Consider the following 17341-nt stretch of genomic DNA (forward strand, 5'->3'; position numbering starts at 1 on the left):
GCGCCCCTTGCGCCACCTGCCTCGGTCCCATCATCACCGCACCTCCACTCTCAAAAACGAGTGAATCAGCGACAGGCAAACCAATCAACGGGATTTTTCAACACTATCCGGGCTTTTCTGCCGTTGGTGATCAGCACTCAAACGTCCGCTTTGTAGTGCGCCAGAAACATGGCGACGCAATCGTCCAGTACGTCTTTCGGTGTCGGGTTCTCGCCGAGGAAGAACTCCGGCCAGAAGAAGAAGTTTTTAACTAGTGCCAGGAGCTGGTTCGTTGCGAAGGCTGGATCGGCTTTTCGGATCACGCCCGCGTCCATGGCGCCACCGATCAAGCCCGTCATTGGGTAGTCATGTGACTCGGTCTCAGTGAAGAACCGACGGGATCGATCAAGGTCGCGGATCAGCTCTGACAAGACCATTCGATTTAATCCGATGGCTGTCTCTTCCGTTATCACCTCGACGTAGCGCCACAGAGCATCCTTCAATTGCTCGGCGAAGTCGCGATCTGGGTCGTAGACCACCGGCTCCATACGCCGGTTCTGCTCCAACATGATCTCCGAGATGGCCTCGAAGAGTGCCTCCTTGCTCTCAAAATGATTGTAGAGCGTACGACTCGATACGTTTGCTTTCTTGGCGATTGAGGTGGTCTTCGCCCCCAGAAACCCCTGCTCACGGAACTCATCTATGGCCGCGTCGATAATATCTTTCCGCTTCTTTTCAGTACGTTTCACGGGTATTGCCTCAAAAAGTAAAAAGTTGTGTTTACAAACGCCTCACTTACTCATAAGTAAACTTCACAATTTACTTTTGCAAGGCAAAGACCCTTCCAACCCGAAAGGAGCAAGACCGTGACAACCCAGACCCTTACCTCAGGCAAAAACCAAGTGACCTTCAAATCGTTCGGCGTGGATTTGGCGGGCGATCTTTACCTGCCCGAAGGTTTTGATGAGACGAAGACCTATAAGGCTATCGTGGGGGCCAGCCCGTTCCCACAGGTTAAGGACCAAATCCCGGCAACCTACGGGCCGGAGATGGCCGCACGAGGCTTCATCTATTTGGGCTTCGACTACCTCGGAATGGGCGACTCCCCGGCTCTGCCGGGTGAGCACAAACAATCCCGCTACAATTTCCGCCTGATCGAGAATACGTGGGACGCCGTATCTTATCTGGGCACCCTGCCGTTCGTGGAGGAAATCTACGGACTTGGCGTCTGCCAAGGTGGTCAGACCATCGCATCGTCAGCGGTGACCGACCACCGCATCAAGAAAATAGCCATGGTTTCAGGCATGATGGCCTCTGACGCGTTCCAGTGGACCGACCGAGGCATAGCCAACCAGATGATCGACGCAGCAAACGCCTCAATGCAAAAACAGTATGAGACCGGTGAGCCAGACTATGTCGCCCCCTTCGGCCTAAACGACGAGATGTCCCGACAGGATTTCATCGACCTTGGTATCAACCCGATGGCAGGCGAAACTTATGACTACTACGGCCGAGACGGTGCCAAAGGCCCAGTTGCCGTTCCAAACTACACCAATATGCACATTGGCGATCAGCCCATGCAGTCCCTGTTCTCGCTCTGTGAAGCCTATGCTGACAAGATCACGCAGCCCACTCTGACGATCTACGGAACAACTGCTGTCACGGCGATTTGCTCAACTGCCTTTGTTGAGAAACTCACCAACGAACACGAGGAAGTGGCCTTTGACCAGTTCAGCCATGTCGATTTCTACTACAAGCCTGAGGCTGTAAAGGCATCGACAGATGCTGTGGCAGAATTCTTCAACAGGTGAGCCCATAAGGCAGAGGTCAAGGACTGTCCTCTGCCTGTTCCTTACTGACAAGCGGGCATTGGTGTGAAGCGCAGCATTTGGTAGCTACGGCCTCAAAGCAGCCCTTCGGCGCGCAGAAGCTCGCGCATGTTCGCCTCCGGCCTTGGGCCAATATGGCTGATGACCTCGCGGGCACAGACATTGCCGATCCGCGCGCAGGTTTCAAAGTCGCGGCCTGTGGCCATGCCAAACAGGAACCCTGCGGCGAACTGGTCGCCTGCGCCGGTCGCATCCACCGGCACCACCTTTTCGACGGCAACATCCGTGCGCTGGCCGTCGTTCAGAACGGTGACGCCGTCGCCAGAGCGGGTGCACACGACCAGAGGGCAAATCGCGGCGGTTTTTGCCAATGCTTCTTCCAGATCGTCGGTTTCGAACAGCGATTTGATCTCGGCTTCGTTGCCGATGACAAAATCCAGTTCGTTTTCGATCAGCAGCAGGAAATCGACCCGGTGACGCTCGACGCAGAACGGGTCGGAAATTGCGATACCGGCCTTGCCGCCGCCCTTGTGGCAGTTGCGCGCCGCCTCAAGAAAAGCCGCCTTGCCCTTTTCCTTGTCGAACAGATAGCCCTCGAGGAACATGATCTGGCTGTTGCCAGCCACATCGGCCGATACGTCCTGCGACGAAAGCTCGGACGAGATGCCCAGATAGGTGTTCATCGACCGCTCGCCATCGGGTGAGACAAAGATCATCGACCGCGATGTCGGCAACTCACCTCCTGGCACCGGGGGATTGACGAAATCGACGCCATCCTCGTTCATCGCATCTGCGTAGAACCGGCCCAAAGCGTCATCATGCACACGTCCGATGAACGCCGCGTCCAGACCCAGCGCTCCGGCCCCGGCGATCGTGTTTGCAACCGACCCGCCCGGCGTCTGCACCCGTCCTTCCATCGCACCGTAAAGGACCTCGCCGCGATCGCGTTCGATCAGCTGCATGATGCCTTTTTCGATGCCCATCAGTTCCAGGAAACTGTCATCGGCCTGGGAGATCACGTCCACAACGGCATTACCGATGCCAGTCAATTGGTAGGTTTTCATAGAGTCTTGTCCTCAAATTCGCAGAGATCGCGGATGATACAGGTCGGGCACTGCGGTTTGCGTGCCTTGCAGTGATAGCGGCCATGCAGGATCAGCCAGTGATGCGCATGCAGCTGATAGTCGGTCGGGATGTTGTCTTCGATGGCGCGTTCGACAGCGTCCACGTTCTTGCCGGGGCAAATGCCGGTCCGGTTGCCGACGCGAAAGATATGGGTATCAACAGCCTGCGCCGGATACCGCCACCACATGTTCAGAACCACATTGGCTGTCTTGCGCCCGACACCGGGCAGCGATTGCAGGGCGGCGCGGGAATTGGGCACCTCGCCGCCATAATCTTCGACCAGAATCCGGCTGAGTTTGATCACGTTCTTGGCCTTTTGCCGGAACAGCCCGATGGTTTTGATATGTTCGGTCAGCCCCTCTTCGCCCAGATCAAGCATCTTTTGCGGCGTGTCGGCGATCTTGAACAGTGCACGCGTCGCTTTGTTCACGCCTGCATCCGTCGCTTGCGCAGACAGCGCCACCGCCACGACCAGAGTGTAGACGTTCACATGCTCCAACTCGCCCTTCGGTTCGGGGTCGGCGTCATGAAACCGTGCAAAGATCTCGCGGATCTGGTGATATCCGAGCTGTTTGGCCATGCGGGGACGTATGCATGTATTGCCGCGCAGGGCAAGCAGTTGGCGTGCGGTATTTAACCAGCGGGATTCTGCTCAACGGGACGCAGCCATTACTGCTTTACGTAGGGTAAGGCAATTCTGTGTTACAATCCTGAGGCGCGTATCAGTTTGTATTTCAGCGCTTAGTTGCCCGCGACGGCGGGTTGTTTTCTTATTTCCTATTGAAAGGTTTACTCATGGCGAACCCAGATCTTGCCGCAAAGATGCAGTCCCTTCACCGGTCTGTTGAACTGGCACATCAAGGTGACGATGACCTCGGCCCACTCAAGCTTTTGCCGGGCGTATGGAAGAACGCAGAAGGCACGCGCGGGCGTGGCTGGAACATGATTGCGTTGCCCTTTGCGACCGAGCCGGGCAGTCGGATCAACTACCGCCTTCTGGTCAACCAGTACGAAGAAACGCTGCAATTCACCACAGTCGACAAGGCGGTGCCGAACCGAGGGATCGAACGCCCGGATCCATCGACGGGCAACCCGTCCTTCGACACCGATCAGTTCGTTGTTACGCTGGACTATCAGCAATCGATCGCGCAGCTCGCGGCCGAGGACAACCCCGTCAGCGGCAAGGCAGGTCCGGCAGATCTGCCGATCCACCACGAGCCCGGCCTGTTCCTGCATATGACGAATTTCACCACCAGCGAACTGGATGTTGCGCGGCTTGGAACCATCCCGCACGGCAACTCTCTGCTGGGATTGGGGCAGGCGCAGGTCATCAACGGCCCGCCGACAATACCAGCGGTGGACGGTTTGCCAGAAGGTGCCACCAAGGACCTCAACAGCGGCTATCTGACGCCCTACAAGCATTTCAACGACAACCCGTTCAAGGGCAACATCACGCATCCACAATTCGAGGGCTTCAACCCGGTTCATCCGCATCAGCTGTTGGAACTGGGCGTTCCCGACAATGTGGTGAGAACTACGGTGCTGCCCTTCAATACCGAGCTTGAGAAAGCCGGTATCGTCAACATCCCCTTCATCGAAAAACAGGCAGATGCGGCGGTTATGGATTCGATTTTCTGGATCATGGAACTGGATGAGCCTGGCGTCGGGAAAGAGCCAAAGCTGATGATGATGTATCTGCAAAATGTGGGGCTGGATTTCTTCCCGAAATTTGGTCAGCAGCCCGGTCTGATCCGTTGGCCGCATGTCAGCATCAACACGATGGAGAAAGTGGCGCCACCGGAAGAAGCTGAACGCTATCCCTACAAGCCCGGAGTCTGATAGCGCAAGAAACGGGTCGCACTTCGCATCGGATCGCGCCATGCTGATCCCGTAGAAGGAGTGCGACCATGAACGTTCAGATCCCCGAAAGCGGCTATCACTACAATGTCATGCGCCGGGCGATCGACCTGATCGACCAGGGCGGCGAGGGTCTCAGCCTGGACGAGCTGGCCCGCCAGATGGACATGAGCCCGGCGCATTTTCAGCGGCTGTTCTCACGCTGGACCGGCGTGTCGCCGAAACGGTACCAGCAATATCTTACGCTGGGCCATGCCAAGGCATTGCTGCGCGAACGCTTCACGACGCTTGAGACCGCACATAATGTCGGCCTGTCCGGCAGTGGTCGCCTGCACGATCTCTTCCTGAAGTGGGAATCCATGAGTCCCGGTGAATACGCCCGCAAGGGCGCGGGTCTGACCATCTATTGGGGCTGGTTCGAAAGCCCCTTTGGTCCGGCGCTGGTGATGGGCACCGACAAGGGCATCTGCGGCATCGCGTTTGGGGCCGAAACCGGCGAGGAAGACGCGATGGACGATATGCTCTCGCGCTGGCCGCAGGCGGTTTTTGTCGAGGATCCCATGCGCCTGCGCCCCTGGGTGCTGAGCGCATTTGGTGCGGCCAGCAACCGGGTAGAACCAACGCCGCTATACCTGATCGGCTCACCCTTGCAGATCAAGGTGTGGGAAGCACTGATGCACATCCCGTCGGGTCAGGTCACAACCTATTCCGAGATCGCACAGCGGGTCGGATCATCCCAAGCGGTTCGCGCAGTGGGCACTGCTGTTGGTCGCAACCCGGTCAGCTGGCTGATCCCTTGTCACCGTGCTTTGCGCAAATCCGGCGGTCTGGGTGGTTACCATTGGGGCCTGCCCGTGAAACGCGCCATGCTGGCCTATGAGGCGGCGCAAGCTGACGTCTGATTGACAGAACGACCCAAGGCTGCCAAAAGGCGCGGCAGGTTCGGGTCCCCTGCCGTTCGCGGCCCTTTGGCTTTGGTGAAACCCGATGACTCAACATCTGTTGCCCTTTCCAGGCGCGCGGATGGCAATGCGAACCCCGTCCTGAATTCGCGCCCGTTTTAGGAAACGAGGCAAACCATGACTGCATCAAACGAAATCGCTCCGATAAGGGAGCTGAAGGCGCAGGCGAAACGTCTGCGTGAAAGGCTACGCGCAAAGGGTGTTCACCTGTCGCACAGCGAAACGCTTGAGATGTTGGCGCATCAGCACGGCCTGCGCGATTGGAATACGCTCAGCGCGCAGGCGGGCAATCGGGTCCATTTGCGCGTTGGTGACCGAGTTAAAGGCCGATATCTGGGTCAGCCTTTCACAGCGGAAATTCGCAGCTTGTCGAAACTGGGCGACGGAGCACATCGCCGGTTAACGCTGCACTTCGACGCGCCAGTGGATGTGGTGCGCTTCGATAGCTTCTCATCTTTCCGACAGCGCGTCAGCGGAGTGATCGGCTGGGATGGCCGCTCGTCGCGCAAAACCTCGGACGGGGAACCCCAGCTTTTGGTCCGTCCAGCCTGAATACAAAGCGAGGCACCCGAATGGGTGCCTCACAATTGGATTGTGCAAGGTGGAGGGGTTATTCTGCCGCCCAGCCTCCGACGGCTTTGACCTCAAGGAAATCTTCCAACCCCCAGACACCGCCTTCGCGTCCGTTGCCGGATTGCTTCATGCCCCCAAAAGGCGAGCCCGCGCTGCGCGACTGGCCGTTCATTTCGACCATGCCCGAGCGCAGTTGCCGCGCCATCCGATTGGCGCGCGCGCCGTCCTGGGTCTGAACATAGTTTGTCAGGCCATAGGGCGTGTCATTGGCGATCTCGATGGCTTCTTCCTCGGTATCAAACGGGATCATGGTCAGAACCGGACCAAAGATTTCCTCGCGCGCGATGGTCATTTGATTGTTGGCATCGGCAAATACCGTCGGGCGCACATAGTAACCCTTGTTCAGGCCCTCCGGCCGCCCGGTACCACCCGCAACCAGACGCGCACCCTCATCAATGCCCTTCTGGATCAGGTCCTGAATCTTGGTCCACTGCACCTCGTTCACAACCGGACCGATATGGCGACCTTCGTCTTGTGCGCTGCCAACGCTGACCTTGCCGGCCACTTCGGCTGCGGTTTCCACGGCCTGATCGTAAATCGGGCGCTGCACCAGCATACGGCTCGGGGCGTTGCAGCTTTGCCCGGTGTTGTTCATCATGTGCAGCACGCCGCGTTTGACCGCCTTTTCGTCTGCATCCGCAAAGACGACATTTGCACCCTTGCCACCCAGTTCCAGATGCACTTTCTTCAATGTCTCAGCGGCGGCTTTGGAAATCGCGGTTCCCGCGCGGGTCGAACCGGTAAAACTGACCATGTCCACATCCGGATGGCTTGACAGTTGCGAGCCGACGCCCACCCCGTCGCCATTCACAAGGTTGAATACGCCCGCAGGGAACCCGGCCTCGTCCATCATCTCGGCAAAGATCATCGCGTTCAGAGGGCTTTGCTCGGACGGTTTCAGAACCATCGTGCACCCGGCGATTGCCGCTGCGCCCACCTTGAGGGTGATCTGGTTCATCGGCCAGTTCCAGGGTGTGATCAGGGCGGCAACTCCGACCGCCTCGTGGATGATCCGATCATTCGGGGCGTGCTCGCCCAGCGGGCGTTCGAACGGAAACGCCTTGGCGGCGCGAACAAAGTTCTTCAGGTGCCAGATCCCGGCCCCGGATTGCTGCGTGCGGGCCATGTCGATCGGGGCACCCATTTCAAGCGACATCGCCTGGGCAAGATCTTCGGACCGCGTCTGGTAGATCTCGACCAGCTTTTCGACCAATGCGATGCGGTCCTCGACCGGGGTGGCCATCCAGCCGGGCAGGGCGGCTTTGGCGGCGGCCACGGCGGCGTTGGTATCTGCCTGGGACCCAAGCGAAATTACCGCGCAGGGTTCTTCGGTCGACGGGTTGATGACCTGAAAATCATGTGTCGCGGATGGGGCGACCCATTCGCCGTTGATGTAGAAATTGCGCTTTTCGATCATGGCAGCTCCTCCTGACCCACGTTATGCCGACCATGCGGTCGGTTTTTTGGCACTCTGTCATTCGTCAAACGCCTGGGCAAGTCGATTCCTAAAGGCAGCTGCATATCGCCCGAATTCGGATTTTCCTGGATTAGACGCATCTGAAAGGTTTATCGCAGCCGTAAAGTGATTAAGTTTGCTGCATCCGAGTCGCCTGTTTCACGAAAAGGAGAATCCTTATGGGTTTGCGTATCAACGACACCGTCCCGAATTTTACCGCAGAAACGGATCAGGGCACTGTCCAGTTCCATGACTGGATTGGCGACAGCTGGGCCATTCTGTTCTCGCACCCCAAGGATTTCACACCTGTCTGCACCACCGAGTTTTCTGCGGTCGCCCAGTTGAACGATGAATGGGCAGCGCGGAACACCAAGGTGATCGGTGTGTCGGTCGATGGGGTGGAAGACCACAAAAAGTGGAAAAAGGATATCGAGGCCTACGGCAATGCCAATCCCGGTTTCCCGATCATCGCCGATGACGGTCTGGCGGTGTCGAAAGCCTTCGACATGCTGCCCGCCGAGGCCTATCTGCCCGACGGTCGTACACCGGCTGACAGTGCCACCGTGCGTTCGGTCTTTATCATTGGCCCCGACAAGCAGTTGAAACTGTCGATGACCTATCCGATGACCGTGGGCCGCAACTTTGCAGAGATCCTGCGCGCGCTCGACGGGCTACAGATGTCCGCCAAAGGTGTTGCCACCCCGGCCAACTGGGTGCCCGGAGAAGATGTGATCATCCCGCCAGCCGTGTCGAACGAAGACGCCAAGGAGAAGTTCGGCGAGTTCGAAACGATCTTCCCCTATCTGCGCAAAACCAAAGCGCCGTCGTAAGCCGGTATGACTATTTGGGGAGGCGTCACGCCTTCCCAACTTTTCCGGTGATCCGCATCTCTTGCAATCCGCACCGACAGCGAACGTATAGGCACGTCCAGACTTTTGCGGCACCGCCTCGGCTTGCATCCGATTGACACAGCATTCGACACCCTACAGACTTTGAACCTTTAGTCTTGGGGGCGTTGTCATGAGCAATTTCGAAGAATCTCTGGATCCGGAAGACTGGACCCTGTCGCGCGACGTTGCACATCGGATGGTTGACGACGCGATCGAACATTTGACCGAAGTCCGAGACCGCCATGTCTGGCAAGAGATGCCAGATGCAGTGCGCAACTTCTTCAAATCGCCTGCTCCGATGGCACCTCAACCGCTGGATGCCGTCTACGCCGAACTTCGGACAAATCTATTGCCGTATTCCATGGGCAATATTCATCCTCGGTTTTGGGGTTGGTACATGGGGTCATCCAATTTTACCGGCGCTTTGGGCGATTTTCTGGCAGCTGTTGACGGGTCAAACTTGGGTGGGGGCACGACCGCTGCCGCAATGATGGACACTCAGGTTGTCGACTGGTTCAAGGAACTGATGGGTTTTCCCGAGGATGCCAGTGGCACCCTTACCAGCGGTGGTTCGATGGCCAATATGGTTGCGCTGAATGTCGCGCGTAACGCGCTTGCCGGTGTGGATGTTCGCGTCGAAGGGATTTTGGGGATGCCGCAGCCGCTGAGGTTCTATGCATCAGATCAGGTCCATAGTTGTCATCAGAAGGCGCTTGAGACCATGGGTCACGGCGCGAAAGCACTTAGGGAAATTGAAAGCGACGACCATAACCGGATGAGCATTCCAGCGCTCGAGGCGGCTATTGCAGAGGATCGGGCCAACGGCATCAAACCGGCCTGTGTCATCGGAACGGCGGGCACGACGAATACCGGCGCCTTGGACGACTTGATTTCGATTGCCGAAATCTGTCGCCGCGAGGGCATGTGGTTCCATGTTGATGGATGTATCGGTGCATTTCTGCGCTTGTCTTCCCGCCATAGGGGGCTGGTCGATGGCATCGAATTGGCGGATTCCATTGCATTGGACCCGCATAAATGGTTGCACACCCCGTTCGAAGCAGGGTGCGTTCTGATCCGGGACGAACGGTTGCATTTCAACACTTTGGAGATGCATGGCGATTACCTGCAAATGCAGGAACGCGGGCTGATAGCGGGCAAGTTTCTGGCCGATTACAGTTTTGAACTCAGCCGGGGTTTCAAGGCGCTCAAGATATGGATGTCTTTGAAGGAAAACGGGGTCGAGAAGCTGGGTCGCCTGATTGACCAGAACATTGATCAGGCGCGGCATTTGGAGCAACTGATCGACGCCAACCCCAAGCTTGAGCTGATTGCACCAGTGGATCTGAACATCGTGTGTTTCAGATATGCAAACGGTGAGACAGACGAAGATCGCTTGAAAGAGATGAATACTGAAATCATGCTGCGCGTTCAGGAATCCGGTCTTGCGATCCCATCGGACACGACGTTGGATGGAAAACACTGTCTGCGCGTCGCGGTTAACAATCACCGCACGCAACGGCAGGATCTGGATCTATTTCTGGACGGAGTCTTGCGCATCGGTGCCGAGGTCGAGAGCGAGCGCCACGCTGGTGTCTAGCCCGAAGGGCTCGCCTGATCAGTTTGGCATTTTTTGTTTGGCGTGCAAAAAAAGACCCCGGAAAACCCGGGGTCTTTCGTGTTTGCGATGAAAGCTCAGATTACTCTGCGCTTTCCTCTTTCTTTTCCTTCTTCTCAGGCACGATCTCTTCGCCGGTTTCCTGATCGACAACTTTCATCGACAGGCGGACCTTGCCGCGATCGTCGAAGCCCAGCAGCTTGACCTTTACTTCCTGACCTTCCTTCAGAACATCCGACGGATGGTTCAGGCGGCGGTTTTCGATCTGGGACACGTGCACCAGACCGTCGCGCTTGCCAAAGAAGTTTACGAAGGCACCGAAGTCGACGATCTTGACCACTTTACCGGTATAGATCTGACCCTCTTCAGGCTCAGCAACGATCGAGTGGATCATCTCATAGGCCTTCTTGATCGATTCACCGTCGGGCGAGGCGATCTTGATCACGCCGTCGTCGTTGATGTCGACCTTGGCACCCGAAACCTCGACGATTTCGCGGATAACTTTACCGCCCGAACCGATCACTTCGCGGATCTTGTCGGTGGGGATGTTCATGGTCTCGATGCGCGGGGCGTGGACCGAGAATTCGTTGGTCTCGGACAGGGCTTTGCCCATCTCGCCCAGAATGTGCATCCGGCCGTCCTTGGCTTGCGCCAGGGCTTTCTCCATGATCTCGGGCGTGATGCCTGCGACCTTGATGTCCATCTGCAGCGAGGTGATGCCGTTTTCGGTACCGGCAACTTTGAAGTCCATGTCGCCCAGGTGGTCTTCGTCACCCAGAATGTCCGACAGGATGGCATAGTTGCCGTCATCTTCCAGGATCAGGCCCATGGCCACACCGGCAACCGGTGCTTTTAGCGGAACACCCGCGTCCATCATCGACAGCGAACCGCCGCAGACCGACGCCATCGAGGACGATCCGTTGGATTCGGTGATCTCGGACACGATGCGGATCGTGTAGGGGAAGTCGGTCGCCGCAGGCAGAACCGCCTGAAGCGCACGCCATGCCAGCTTGCCGTGGCCGATCTCACGACGGCCGGGGCCTCCAACGCGGCCAACTTCACCAACCGAATAGGGCGGGAAGTTGTAGTGCAGCAGGAAGTTCGATTTGAAGTTGCCATGCAGCGCGTCGATGAACTGTTCGTCATCACCGGTGCCCAGCGTGGTCACAGCCAGTGCCTGTGTTTCACCACGGGTGAACAGAGCCGAACCGTGGGTCCGCGGCAGCATCGAAGTTTCTGCAACGATCGAACGGATGTCCGTAGTCGAACGACCGTCGATCCGCTTGCCGCCTTTGACGACGTCGCCGCGCAGAATGCCGGCTTCCAACTTTTTCATCGCGGAACCCAGGTTGCCGTCTTCCAGCTGTTCCTCGGTCAGTGCTTCCTTGATCGCTTCACGGGCAGCGGCAACTGCGGCGGTGCGCTCTTGCTTGTCGGTGATCGCGAAGGCGGCGCGCATCTGCTCTTCACCGGCGGCCTTAACGGCAGCGTACAGGTCAGAGTAATCCGGTGCCTGGAAGTCAAACGGCTCTTTCGCGGCTTCTTCAGCCAGCGAGATGATCAGGTCGATCACCGGCTGAATCTGCTCATGCGCAAAGTTTACAGCGCCCAGCATTTCGGCCTCGGACAGCTCGTAGGCTTCCGATTCCACCATCATCACGGCGTCTTTGGTACCGGCAACAACCAGATCCAGACGCTGTTCAGGGTTCAGGCGCAGGTCCTGCATGTCGTCGACGGTCGGGTTCAGGACATATTCGCCATCCTCGAAACCAACGCGGGCACCGGCGATCGGGCCCATGAACGGCGCGCCGGAAATGGTCAGCGCAGCCGAAGCCGCGATCATCGCGACGATATCGGGGTCGTTGACCAGATCGTGGGACAGCACGGTGCACATCACCAGAACTTCGTTCTTGAAGCCGTCAACGAACAGCGGGCGGATCGGACGGTCGATCAGACGCGCGGTCAGCGTCTCTTTCTCGGTCGGGCGCGCCTCGCGCTTGAAGAAGCCACCCGGAACCTTACCGGCGGCATAGTATTTCTCTTGGTAGTGGACGGTCAGCGGGAAAAAGTCCTGACCGGGTTTTTGCGCCCGCGCAAAGGTCACGTTCGCCATGACGCTGGTTTCGCCCAGCGTGGCGATCACACTGCCGTCAGCCTGACGGGCAACCTTGCCGGTTTCCAGTGTCAGCGTCTCTTCGCCCCACTGCATTGATTTCTTTGTTACATCAAACATATGCGTATCCTAGAACGGAGCACTCCCGCCCCTGCGGGTCTCCGGTTTGCATGGCGGCCCCATTGCCGCCGACCCCACTTTATCTTCCATTCGAGTGCCGAGGTCAGGGCACAACGTCTCAGATATCGCGCGCATACATGAGAAAGGACCCAAAGGAAAGGGGAACCGCACAGGGCCCGGCGAAGACCGCCCAGCGTTTGCCCGGTCTACTGCGAACCGGGCCAATTATGCTCAGAGGATCGCGTGCGCGAGGATCATCACGACGCCACATCCCAGCGCGTAGCCGGTATCGACCATGATCGCAAAGCCACTTTTCTGAGCCCAGGCGCCGACCGATGCTGCCTGCGCCGCAACCGTGAGGATCGCCAGCAGCGCAACGCCCAAATTGTTGGTGGTTTCGGTGACGGCTATGATGGTGGCCAACAGGACCAGAAACACGATCTGTGTGGCCATCTGTGCCAAAGGCGGTGAGTCCGGCGGTGTCGGGTCAATCCGCGTTCCTTCGGCCCAGCGTTTCTGAAATCCAATCGGTCCATAAACCAGCCATCCCAGCAGGAATGCTGCGATTACCCCAGTTCCCAATGCCAACCAGTTCATTACAATGCCCCCTCCAGTGCCACGAGGATCGCAGTCCATCCGCCTTCGTGATTGTCGCGGCTTTCCTGTGACGGGAAGCGGATGTGATGCAGGCGCAGTTCGGTCCCGGCATCGGTTGGCGTAAAGTCCAGGGTGACTGTGGAATCATCCTGACTGTATGGAGAGTTCCAAGTGAATTGCAGCCGGTTGGGCCGATCGATGACCTTGTATTCGCCCTCATGCGGCAGATTGCCCGCCTCGGGCGCGCGCATGATGATCTTGAACCGACCCCCAACTTTTGCGTCGGACTGCGCCTCTGGCACGGTCATTCCTGGTCCGGGCAGCATGAACTTGGCCAACATTTCCGGGTTCAGCCACGCATCGAACACCTTTTCAGGCGGGTGCGGGATAGCGCGTGTGATTTCAAGTGACAGTTCCGTCATCTTCTGGGTCCTCCAAAGCAGTTTCCAGGGCGTCCAGCCGAAGCGCCCAAATCGAACGCAGCCCGGCAAACCAGTCGTCCACGGCTGACAAGGGGGCCATCTGCACCTCAATCAGGTGTTCGCGCCATTCGGTCCTGCGCTGCACCAGTTCGGCGTTTTCCAGCACCTTGATGTGCTTGGACACCGAGTTGAGGCTCATATCGAATTGCCGCGCGATATCCGTCACCCGCAAAGGACCTTGCTGCGCTAGCATCGTCAGTATCTCACGGCGCGTTGGATCGGATGCGGCTTTCAATATTGCATTGAGGTCATACTGACTCTCTCGTTCAACCATTTGGATGAATTACATCCTTATACTGCTTCAGTCAACCATTTGGGTGAATAACATGAGTTCTGCCAGATTGGCCAGTCGTTCGGACGAGATCGTGCAGCAGGAAACGGCGCTAACATTCTACGCATGGAATGCGTTTGGTAAAATTCTGGTGCGCGTGTAGGCTGTTACCACGAAGCCCGCGGTCGATACGACGGAAATACGCCAAGGGAAAACACACTCGTCTCCGTCCGCAGGTCAAAAACCTTGGCGTTTGCACTTAGCGAACAGAAGGGCAGACGAATGGCGGAAACAAAGAAAATGCTGGATCCGGATCCGCGGATCTATGACTTTGAAACGGAGTACGAACTGGGGCAGGACAATGTCAGACCGTTTGGTCTGGATATTCACAACCCGGTCTTTCTTATCTCGAGCATCCTGATCTTTGCCTTCGTGCTGATCTCATTGGCCAATCAGGAAGCAGCAGCAACCTTCTTTGGCTGGCTTCGGCCGTGGCTGACAAGCACGTTTGACTGGTTTCTGGTACTTTCAGTCGATGCGATAACCTTGTTCTGTCTGGCGCTGATCATTCTGCCTGTTGGTAAGGTCAGGATCGGCGGCAAGGACGCAAAACCAGATTATTCGTACGCCGGATGGATCGCGATGATGTTCGCGGCCGGCATCGGCATCGGTCTGCTGTTCTTCGGCGTGATGGAGCCGGTCTACTACAACTTTGCCGAAGACGGCAATGCGGTGCCTTTGGGTATCGATATCGCGGTTCCGGGCAATGAATACGCAGGCATCGTCGGCACCATTCACCATTGGGGTCTGGAAGGCTGGGCAGTCTATGCTGCGGTTGGCCTCAGCCTTGCGATTTTTGCCTACAACCTTGATCTGCCGCTGACTTTGCGCTCGGCATTCTATCCGATCCTCGGCGAGCGCGTGTGGGGCTGGTGGGGTCATATCATCGACACGCTGGCGGTGTTTGCCACGCTGTTCGGCCTGACGACCTCGCTGGGTCTGGGGGCGCAACAGGTTGCTTCGGGGTTGAATGCGGTCTTCGGGATCGAACCAAGCCCGACCGTGACCGTCCTTTTGATCATCGGCATCACGATGATTGCGATGGGCTCGGTCCTGATGGGCATGGATGCTGGCGTCAAGCGGTTGAGCGAGATCAACATGATCATGGCGGTTGGCCTGTTCATCTTTGTCATCCTCGTCACCGGCATCGGCACAGCCATCGCACGGTATTTCAACGTGATGGTGGACTACGTGCTGCACCTTCCGGCGCTGTCCAACCCGTTCGGGCGAGAGGACACGAGTTATTTCCACGGCTGGACGACCTTCTATTGGGCGTGGTGGATCGCGTGGTCTCCGTTTGTGGGCATGTTCATCGCCCGCATCTCCAAAGGCCGCACGGTGCGTGAGTTCGTGATCTGCGCCTTGCTGGCCCCCACGGCTGTCTGCGCCTTGTGGATGTCGACCTTTGGCGGTGCCGCCATCGACATGCTGAACGCAGGCGGAGCCGAAGGTGTCCGCGCCACGGTGATCGACAGCTATGCCCCCGAGGGTGCGCTGTTCGGCTTCCTGCAAGAGCTTCCGCTTTACGGCCTGATCGCTCCGATCGCGTTGGTCCTGATCGTTGTCTTCTTTGTCACCTCGTCCGACTCGGGATCGCTGGTGATCGACACGATTACTGCTGGCGGCAAGATGGACGCCCCGGTGATCCAGCGCGTGTTCTGGTGCACGCTTGAAGGCCTGGTCGCCATTGCCTTGCTGCTGGGCGGAGGCCTTTCGGCGCTGCAAGGGGCTGCGGTATCAACCGGCATCCCCTTCACGCTGGTGGTTTTGATCATGTGCTACTGCCTGTGGCTGGCGCTGAAATCGGAACAGTCGAAGATGTAGGGAAAGATCCCTAGCTAATGGAAGCGCCCGCCGCACGGCGGGCGTTTTTCTCTGCAGCGAGACTTTTTTGTACCGAATTGTCTTAAGCCGTCGGGCGCAACGCGACGAGCGCATTTGACAGGTCAGAGATCAATGTGACGAGTGCTGCAACTTGAATGAATGGTTGTTTTCACTGAAACTTCGGCAGCAGAGGGGTCCGCTTATTCTCAAAACCTTTCTCGGGGTCGCTTACGGGTGTGAGCATGCAGAGAAATCGGGCAAAACTCCGGGCAGTTAAAAGGTAAGTGATATGTGGAATTCTTCAAAATTCAGCGAGCGGCTAGGGCTGAAGCATCCAATCGTACAAGCGCCGATGATTCTGCAGAAACCGCTCGTTCCGCTTGCATCCGCAGTATGCAACGCCGGAGGCCTGGGTTCGCTTGGGTGCTCCGAGATGTCGGTAGACGAGCTGGGCCAGCGTATCGCAGAAATGAAGCAGTTGACGGACAAACCTTTCAATCTGAACTTTTTTCTTCACAAACAGCCAGAGTTTGATCCTGATTTGGACGAACAAGCTCGCGCACTTGTCGCCCCATTCTATCGGGATTTAGGATTGGACCTCCCTGCCGACGCCTCGGAGACAGAAGCAGAGACGTTTGATACGGACAAACTCAACCTGCTGATCGAAGAAGCGCCTGCGATGGTCAGTTTTCACTTCGGTTGCCCGGACCCTTCGATCATCTCCAAGCTTCAGGGCGCGGATATTGTGATTGCGGCGACTGCAACAACTGTCAACGAAGCACTTGCGTTGGAAAAAGCGGGCATTGACGTTGTCGTTGCACAAGGTTGGGAAGCGGGCGGTCACCGAGGCTCGTTTGTCGCAGACTACGAAGATGTTGGCATCGGTACCCTGGCTCTTGTGCCTCAAATCCGCGATGCGGTGGATTGTCTGGTCGTCGCAGCGGGAGGAATTGCAGACGGGCGTGGAATTGTCGCCTGCCGTGCCCTGGGTGCAGACGCCGTATGGATGGGTACAGCCTTCCTCACCTGTGCGGAAGCTCCGATAACTGACGTACACTACAACGCGCTGATGAATGCCAGTGATGAAGATACCCATCTGTCCCGCGCTTTCTCGGGACGGCCCTGCAGGGCGCGAAAGACGCCGTATTCCACTCAACTGGCGCAGGGTCGACCAAAGCTGCCAGCCTTTCCGCTGATGTATAACTATAGCGGTCCGATCAAACGCCATGGCATTGCCGAAGATGATCTGGAGCATCAGTTTCTGCTGTATGGGCAAGCTGCGGCTTTGAATAAGGAAGGGACTGCAGAGCAGATTATCGAGGGCCTGATGAAGGAAGCGCAGGACTTGGTTGGAACGTTGTCAATCTAGGGCCGGCCGGCCAAATTCTTGAGTCCGAAAGCCCGCCATAAACGCAACTGCGGCGAATTCACACTTAATCCGGATAGTGTTGAAGAAGTCGCCGTTTGGGCGCGTTCAGGATGCGGACTCAATAGGCTTCCGCCTTCCCTTCATCCCGTCAGTCTAGGT

16 protein-coding genes are annotated in these 17341 nt (G+C 57.4%); 8 read left to right on the plus strand and 8 right to left on the minus strand.

Features of this window, described 5'->3' with window-relative positions:
* Positions 1–137: 137 nt before the first annotated feature.
* Positions 138–728, minus strand: coding sequence for a TetR/AcrR family transcriptional regulator (locus ACR0LX_RS22260; protein WP_480785526.1), 591 nt, complete (start codon positions 726–728; stop codon positions 138–140).
* A 117-nt stretch (positions 729–845) separates the two neighbouring features.
* Here ACR0LX_RS22260 and ACR0LX_RS22265 point away from each other — a divergent pair, with 117 nt between their 5' ends.
* Entirely contained in the window at positions 846–1790 is a 945-nt protein-coding gene (locus ACR0LX_RS22265; RefSeq protein ID WP_480785527.1) for an alpha/beta hydrolase, read from the plus strand.
* A gap of 92 nt (positions 1791–1882) precedes the next feature.
* Here ACR0LX_RS22265 and ACR0LX_RS22270 read toward each other — a convergent pair whose 3' ends face one another.
* Both ACR0LX_RS22270 and nth read right to left on the minus strand, forming a co-directional pair.
* Positions 1883–2872: an adenosine kinase gene (locus ACR0LX_RS22270; protein WP_480785528.1), complete on the minus strand. Its 990-nt coding sequence runs from the start codon at positions 2870–2872 to the stop codon at positions 1883–1885.
* A complete protein-coding gene (gene nth, locus ACR0LX_RS22275; RefSeq protein WP_480785529.1) occupies positions 2869–3513 on the minus strand; it encodes an endonuclease III in 645 nt (214 codons plus the stop codon). The genes ACR0LX_RS22270 and nth overlap by 4 nt, the downstream gene beginning before the upstream one ends.
* A gap of 215 nt (positions 3514–3728) precedes the next feature.
* Here nth and ACR0LX_RS22280 point away from each other — a divergent pair, with 215 nt between their 5' ends.
* The 3 genes from ACR0LX_RS22280 (at position 3729) to ACR0LX_RS22290 (ending at position 6304) form a co-directional block, all read left to right on the plus strand.
* Positions 3729–4772, plus strand: coding sequence for a heme-binding protein (locus tag ACR0LX_RS22280; protein ID WP_480785530.1), 1044 nt, complete (start codon positions 3729–3731; stop codon positions 4770–4772).
* Positions 4773–4840: 68 nt separating this feature from the next.
* Positions 4841–5692 carry a bifunctional helix-turn-helix domain-containing protein/methylated-DNA--[protein]-cysteine S-methyltransferase gene (locus ACR0LX_RS22285; protein WP_480785531.1) on the plus strand — a complete coding sequence of 284 codons (852 nt, stop codon included), beginning with the start codon at positions 4841–4843 and terminating at the stop codon, positions 5690–5692.
* Between the two features lie 177 nt (positions 5693–5869).
* A complete protein-coding gene (locus tag ACR0LX_RS22290; protein ID WP_480785532.1) occupies positions 5870–6304 on the plus strand; it encodes a glyoxalase superfamily protein in 435 nt (144 codons plus the stop codon).
* A gap of 58 nt (positions 6305–6362) precedes the next feature.
* On the opposite strand, the gene ACR0LX_RS22295 is transcribed toward ACR0LX_RS22290, so the two are convergent.
* Positions 6363–7802 (minus strand): aldehyde dehydrogenase family protein, encoded by a 1440-nt coding sequence (locus tag ACR0LX_RS22295; RefSeq protein ID WP_480785533.1) that lies wholly within the window; start codon positions 7800–7802, stop codon positions 6363–6365.
* A gap of 218 nt (positions 7803–8020) precedes the next feature.
* Here ACR0LX_RS22295 and ACR0LX_RS22300 point away from each other — a divergent pair, with 218 nt between their 5' ends.
* Both ACR0LX_RS22300 and ACR0LX_RS22305 read left to right on the plus strand, forming a co-directional pair.
* Positions 8021–8671, plus strand: a complete 651-nt coding sequence (locus ACR0LX_RS22300) for a peroxiredoxin (RefSeq protein ID WP_170521286.1) — start codon at positions 8021–8023, stop codon at positions 8669–8671.
* A 190-nt stretch (positions 8672–8861) separates the two neighbouring features.
* A complete protein-coding gene (locus ACR0LX_RS22305; RefSeq protein ID WP_480785534.1) occupies positions 8862–10328 on the plus strand; it encodes a pyridoxal phosphate-dependent decarboxylase family protein in 1467 nt (488 codons plus the stop codon).
* Between the two features lie 100 nt (positions 10329–10428).
* Here ACR0LX_RS22305 and pnp read toward each other — a convergent pair whose 3' ends face one another.
* From pnp to ACR0LX_RS22325, 4 genes are all read right to left on the minus strand, one after another.
* Positions 10429–12579 (minus strand): polyribonucleotide nucleotidyltransferase, encoded by a 2151-nt coding sequence (gene pnp / locus ACR0LX_RS22310; RefSeq protein ID WP_480785535.1) that lies wholly within the window; start codon positions 12577–12579, stop codon positions 10429–10431.
* A 231-nt stretch (positions 12580–12810) separates the two neighbouring features.
* On the minus strand, positions 12811–13176 hold the full coding sequence (locus tag ACR0LX_RS22315) for a DUF1761 domain-containing protein (RefSeq protein ID WP_480785536.1): 366 nt from the start codon (positions 13174–13176) through the stop codon (positions 12811–12813).
* Positions 13176–13598, minus strand: a complete 423-nt coding sequence (locus ACR0LX_RS22320) for an SRPBCC family protein (RefSeq protein WP_480785537.1) — start codon at positions 13596–13598, stop codon at positions 13176–13178. Before ACR0LX_RS22320 ends, ACR0LX_RS22315 begins: the two co-directional genes overlap by 1 nt.
* Entirely contained in the window at positions 13579–13932 is a 354-nt protein-coding gene (locus ACR0LX_RS22325) for an ArsR/SmtB family transcription factor (protein ID WP_480785538.1), read from the minus strand. Before ACR0LX_RS22325 ends, ACR0LX_RS22320 begins: the two co-directional genes overlap by 20 nt.
* A 279-nt stretch (positions 13933–14211) precedes the next feature.
* Between ACR0LX_RS22325 and ACR0LX_RS22330 the strand changes: the two genes are divergently transcribed.
* A complete protein-coding gene (locus ACR0LX_RS22330; protein ID WP_480577963.1) occupies positions 14212–15813 on the plus strand; it encodes a BCCT family transporter in 1602 nt (533 codons plus the stop codon).
* A 289-nt stretch (positions 15814–16102) separates the two neighbouring features.
* The gene (locus ACR0LX_RS22335; RefSeq protein ID WP_480785539.1) at positions 16103–17182 is read left to right on the plus strand and encodes an NAD(P)H-dependent flavin oxidoreductase; all 1080 of its coding nucleotides are present in this window, start codon (positions 16103–16105) and stop codon (positions 17180–17182) included.
* Positions 17183–17341 lie beyond the last annotated feature (159 nt).

The sequence above is a fragment of the Ruegeria sp. CH11 genome (assembly GCF_056537105.1).